Annotated in this window: 4 protein-coding genes; all 4 read left to right on the top strand. The window is 62.8% G+C overall.

Annotated features, from left to right (window positions below):
• Positions 1 to 232 precede the first annotated feature (232 nt).
• The 4 genes from ACW9I6_RS30525 to ACW9I6_RS30510 are packed head-to-tail and all read left to right on the top strand — an operon-like array spanning position 233 to position 5,194.
• Complete coding sequence (locus tag ACW9I6_RS30525) at positions 233 to 1,816, top strand: ABC transporter substrate-binding protein (protein WP_102368663.1); 1,584 nt, start codon at positions 233 to 235, stop codon at positions 1,814 to 1,816.
• The gene (locus ACW9I6_RS30520; protein WP_087693384.1) at positions 1,813 to 2,790 is read left to right on the top strand and encodes an ABC transporter permease; all 978 of its coding nucleotides are present in this window, start codon (positions 1,813 to 1,815) and stop codon (positions 2,788 to 2,790) included. The genes ACW9I6_RS30525 and ACW9I6_RS30520 overlap by 4 nt, the downstream gene beginning before the upstream one ends.
• Positions 2,790 to 3,617 carry an ABC transporter permease gene (locus tag ACW9I6_RS30515; protein WP_457340173.1) on the top strand — a complete coding sequence of 276 codons (828 nt, stop codon included), beginning with the start codon at positions 2,790 to 2,792 and terminating at the stop codon, positions 3,615 to 3,617. The genes ACW9I6_RS30520 and ACW9I6_RS30515 overlap by 1 nt, the downstream gene beginning before the upstream one ends.
• Positions 3,614 to 5,194 carry a dipeptide ABC transporter ATP-binding protein gene (locus ACW9I6_RS30510; protein ID WP_457340172.1) on the top strand — a complete coding sequence of 527 codons (1,581 nt, stop codon included), beginning with the start codon at positions 3,614 to 3,616 and terminating at the stop codon, positions 5,192 to 5,194. The genes ACW9I6_RS30515 and ACW9I6_RS30510 overlap by 4 nt, the downstream gene beginning before the upstream one ends.
• The last annotated feature ends 178 nt before the right edge of the window (positions 5,195 to 5,372 follow it).

Raw genomic sequence — 5,372 nt, 5'->3', positions numbered from 1 at the left:
GAGGCTGTGTTGGCGGCATATTTGCCACACCACCGACGCAGCCTCGCCAAGGCTCGGCAGCTGCTACGCACAACCATTCCTCAAGAGGGCGGGCTGTTGCTTTTTCCACACTCGTCCCGGCCACTGTGGTTTTTTCATCACTGCCAAGGCCTGTGATGCCCGCAAACGCGGCCCGTCGCCCATGGCACAGCCCTTGCTAAATCCCTGACAAAACCTTAGCCAAGGAGTCTCCATGCGCCCTTTATCTTTTCGCCGTGTCCTTTCATACCTGGGACTTGGCGCCGTGCTGCTGGCCGGCACCGCTCAGGCGCAACCCCATGACGGCGGGGTGCTGAACCTGGTGGCCCAACCCGAACCGCCGTCGCTGATGCACGGCGTGGTCAGCCACGTGTCCACCCAGTACGTCAGCGGCAAGATCCTCCAGGGCCTGCTGACCTTCGACACCGACCTGAAACCCAAACCGGTATTGGCCAAGGCCTGGACCGTTTCTCCCGATGGCCTGACCTACACCTTCGATTTGCAGGACAACGTGCGCTGGCATGATGGCCACGCGTTCACCGCCGATGACGTGGTGTTCAGCTTCCAGACCTTCTACCCCGAAGTGGACAAGCGCCTGGGCGGGGTCTTCACCGAGTACGTCGACAGCATCACCGCCAAGGACCCGCTGCAGGTGGTGTTCCAGCTCAAGAAACCCTTCGCGCCGTTGCTCTCGGCCCTGGGCAGCGGGCTGCGGCCTGTGGTGCCCAAGCACCTCTACGAGAACACTGACTTTCGCAACAACCCCTATAACCTCAAGCCTGTCGGCACCGGCCCGTTTGTGTTTGTGGAGTGGAAACGCGGCGCCTATATCAAGCTGGCAAAGAACCCCGACTACTGGAAAAAGGGCCTGCCACACCTGGATGCGATCATCTTCCACGTGATCCCGGACGGCTCGTCCCGCGCTGCGGCGTTCGAGCGCAACGACGTGCAGGTGCTGCGCAGCGGTGATGCCGACTATTCCGACCTCAAGCGCCTGACCGCCTTGCCGGACGTGCAGTCGTCGGAAAAAGGCTGGGAGCTGTATTCCGGCCTGGCCTTCCTGCAGATCAATACGCGCAAGCCGCCGCTGAACAACCCCAAGGTGCGCCAGGCGATCCTGTATGCGCTGAACCGCCAGTTCATCGTCGACAACATCTTCTTCGGTTCGGGCAAGGTTGCCCCCGGCCAGTTCGTGTCCACCTCGCCGTACCACGACCCGCAATTGCCGCAGTACACCTATGACGTGAAAAAAGCCAAGGCGCTGATTGCCGAGTCCGGCGTGGACGTGGGCGCCGTGCGGATTCGCCTGCTCAACGGCGAGAAGGGCGGTGCCTGGGAGCGCCTGGCCGAATACACCAAGCAAGCCCTGCAGCCGCTGGGCTTCAAGGTACAAGTGGTGACGTCCGACGCCGCCACCTGGTTCCAGCGCGTCAGCGACTGGGACTTCGACCTGACCTACAACTTCATCTTCCAGATCGGCGACCCGTACCTGACCAACGCCTACCTGTACCGCTCCGACTACATCCTCAAGACTTCGCCATTTGCCAACGTCAGCGGCTACAACAGCCCCGAGGCCGATGCCCTGTGGACCCAGGTCGCCAACACCCCGGAAGGCCCGGAACGCACCAGGCTCTATAGCCAGTTGGAAAACGTGCTGAACACCGACCTGCCGATCGCGCCGATCTTCGAAATGCGCTACCCGACACTGTTCCACAAAGAGGTGAAGAACCTGCTGCAAACCGCCACCAGCCTTAACGAAGACTACGAAAGCGTCTACCTCGACGCGCCTGCACCATGAACGGGTTGCTGTATTTCAGCGGTCGCCTGCTCAAGGCACTGTTGATGATTGTGGCGGTGCTGGTGCTGGGCTTTTTGCTGATCCGCCTGGCGCCGGGTGATCCGGCGCTGCTGTTGGCCGGCGAGGCGGGGGTGGACGATGTGCAGTTCATCGAACACCTGCGCCAGACCATGGGCCTGGACAAGCCGTTGCTCACGCAGTTGCTGATCTACCTGGGCAATATCGCCCATCTGGACCTGGGTTATTCCTACCGCAACCAGACCTCGGTGTGGTCGCTGATTGCCGAGCGCTTGCCGGCAACACTGGCCCTGATGGGCTCGGCATTTTTGCTCTCGTCGGTGCTTGGCGTCACCCTGGGGACGTTGGCCGCCCGGGCCCGACAGAAGCGTCACTGGCTGGATGGCGTGATCTCCCACGGCGCATTGCTGCTGTATGCGATGCCGCCATTCTGGCTGGCGATGCTGCTGATCCTGTTGTTCTCCGTCAGCCTCGATTGGTTGCCGGCGTTTGGCATGGAAACGGTGGCACAGGACTTTTCCCTGCTTGACCGGCTCAAGCACCTGCTGCTGCCGTGCGTGTCGTTGAGCGTGCTGTTCCTCGCCTTGTATATCCACCTGACCCGCGCCGCCGTGCTCGACGCCCTTGGCCAGGAATACGTGCGCACCGCCCACGCCAAGGGCCTGCACCCGCGGCGGATTTTGTACGTGCATGTGCTGCGCAATGCGCTGTTGCCGGTGGTGACCTTTGCCGGTTTGCAACTGGGCCAGTTGGCCAGCGGCGCGTTGCTGGTGGAGGTGGTGTATTCCTGGCCGGGGATTGGTCGCTTGATGTACGACTCGCTGGCCCAGCGTGACTACGGCGTGTTGATGGGCGGTTTCCTGGTGATCTCGATTCTGGTGGTGGGCTTTAACGTGTTGACCGATGTGATCTGTCGTTTTCTCGACCCGCGTATCGGTGCAGGAGTGCAAGGCTGATGCTGGTTTTCCGACGTTTTGTGCGCCAGCCTGCGGCGTTGATCGGTGCGCTGTTTTTGCTGCTGCTGACGCTGTTGGCGATCGCCGCCCCCTGGCTGACCAGCAGCTCGCCATGGGAGATGAACAGCCCGCCGATGCTCGCGCCATTCCACGACCCGGCCCATTGGCTGGGCAGTGACCTGCTCGGTCGCGACCTCGCCAGTGGCCTGCTGTACAGCGCGCGGGTGTCCCTGGCCGTGGGGGCGCTGGCCAGCCTGGCGACCCTGGTGGTGGGCCTGCTGGTAGGCGCGGTCGCCGGCTATTTCGGTGGCTGGCTCGACGGTGTGCTGATGCGCATTGCCGAGTTCTTCCAGATCATTCCGCAACTGGTACTGGCGGTGATCCTGGTGGCGATCCTTGAGCCGTCCCTGTTCTCCATCGTGCTGGCCATCGCACTCGTAGCGTGGCCGGCGGTGGCGCGGTTGGTGCGCAGTGAGTTCCTGACCCTGCGCCAGCGCGAATTCGTGCAGGCCGCGCGGGTGCTGGGGCAGTCGCCGCTGGGGATCATCGCCCAGCAGATCCTGCCCAACGCCCTGGCGCCGCTGCTGGTGACCATGACCTTTGTCATGGCCACGGCGATCCTCACCGAAGCGGCCCTGGCGTTTCTCGGCTTGAGCGACCCGGAAGCCATGAGCTGGGGCTACATGATCAATGCCTCCCGTGGCTTGCTGCGGGACGCCTGGTGGATGAGCTTTCTGCCGGGGTTGGCGATTGTGCTGTGCGTGCTGGCGGTCAATCGAGTCGGTGAAGGTTTGCGTGTGGCCTTTGAGCCCGGGAGGTCGCTATGACGTTGTTGAGTGTTGAACATTTGCGTATCGCCTTGCCGGCCGGTGCGGATCGCAGCCATGCGCTGTATGACCTGTCGCTGCAACTGAGCAGTGGCGAATGCTTGTGTGTGGTAGGTGAATCCGGTTCCGGCAAGTCAATGCTGGCCAAGGCTTTGCTGCGCCAGTTGCCGGACCCGCTGAAGGTGGAAAGCGGGCGCCTGGTGTTTCGCGACGAAGACCTGGCCGACCGCAGCGAAGAGGCCATGCGCCAACTGCGCGGGCGGGATATCAGCATGGTATTCCAGGAACCCATGAGCGCCCTCAACCCACTGTTGCGGGTGGGCGAACAGATCGATGAAACCCTGCGCGCCCATGGCGTGGCGGCGGCACGGGTGCGGCGTCAGCGGGTGGTGGATTTGCTCGGTTATGTCGGCTTGCCCGACCCTGAGCGCTTGCGACTGGCGTATCCGTTTGAACTGTCTGGCGGGCAGCGTCAGCGGGTGGTGATCGCCATGGCCCTGGCGTTTGATCCGGCGCTGTTGATTGCCGATGAGCCGACCTCGGCGCTGGACGTGACCACCCAGGCGCAGATTCTCGACCTGCTGCGCAAGATCCAGCAGGACAAGGGCATGGCACTGTTGTTTATCACCCACGACTTTGCCGTGGTCGAGGCGATTGCCGACCGGGTGCTGGTGCTTGAGAAGGGCCGGGTGGTGGAGCAGGGCACGGCCCCGGCGGTGTTGCGTGTGCCCCGGGAAGATTACACCCGGCAGTTGTTGGCGGCGGTGTCGGCGCAACCGCTGGTGCCACGTACGCAGGTGGCTGGCCCTGTGGTGCTGAAGGCCGAAGCGCTGGGCAAGGTGTTCCGCAGCCGCAGCGGTTGGTGGGGGCGGCGTACGACTCAGGCGTTGGATGCGGTTCAGCTGCAATTGCGTGAAGGCGAGACGTTGGGGATTGTGGGGGAGTCGGGGTCGGGCAAGTCGACCCTGGGTCGGTGCCTGGTGCGTTTGCTGCGTGCTGACAGCGGGCGGATCGAGTGGTTGGGGCGGGAGGTCGCGGGGTTGTCTGAAGGGCGGCTGCGAGCGTTGCGCAGTGATGTGCAGATGATTTTCCAGGATCCGTTTGCCTCGCTCAATCCGCGGCAGACGGTGGGGCAGATTGTTATGACTGGGCCTTTGGTGCAGGGGGTTTCCAAGGCGGATGCCGAGCGGCGGGCCCGTGAGTTGCTGGGGTTGGTGGGGTTGCCGGCAGCGGCGTTTGAGCGGTTTCCTCATGAGTTTTCCGGGGGGCAACGGCAGCGCATAGGGATCGCCCGGGCGTTGACGGTGGAGCCTAAGGTGTTGATCGCTGATGAGTGTGTGTCGGCGCTTGATGCGCTGATCCAGGTGCAGATTCTGGAGTTGCTGGAGTCGCTGCAGCGGCGGTTCAGGTTGAGCATTGTGTTTATTACTCATGACTTGCGGGTGGCTGCGCGGTTGTGTGACCGGATTGCGGTGATGCGTCAGGGGAGGGTGGTGGAGCAGGGGGAGACGGCGGCGCTGTTTGCTGATGCGCGGCATCCGTATACGCGGGAGTTGTTGATGGCTGAGGCCATCTGACTTGGGTTGTTGGGGTTGGGGGCATATCCGTTATTCAGGTAACGACCACCTATGGTTTCGCTCTTACAGCGAGTCACGTTGCAAAAGCGGCAAAGGCGACCTGAGTGTTAGAGCAAAAGCAGAGCCGCTTTATGTGGGAGCGGGCTTGCTCGCGAAGAACCTGAGAGCGCCGCGTTGA

It is taken from the genome of Pseudomonas sp. SDO5522_S412 (assembly GCF_054071215.1).
The sequence above is the reverse complement of the archived record's forward strand: the minus strand, read 5'-3'. Positions and strand labels throughout refer to the sequence as shown.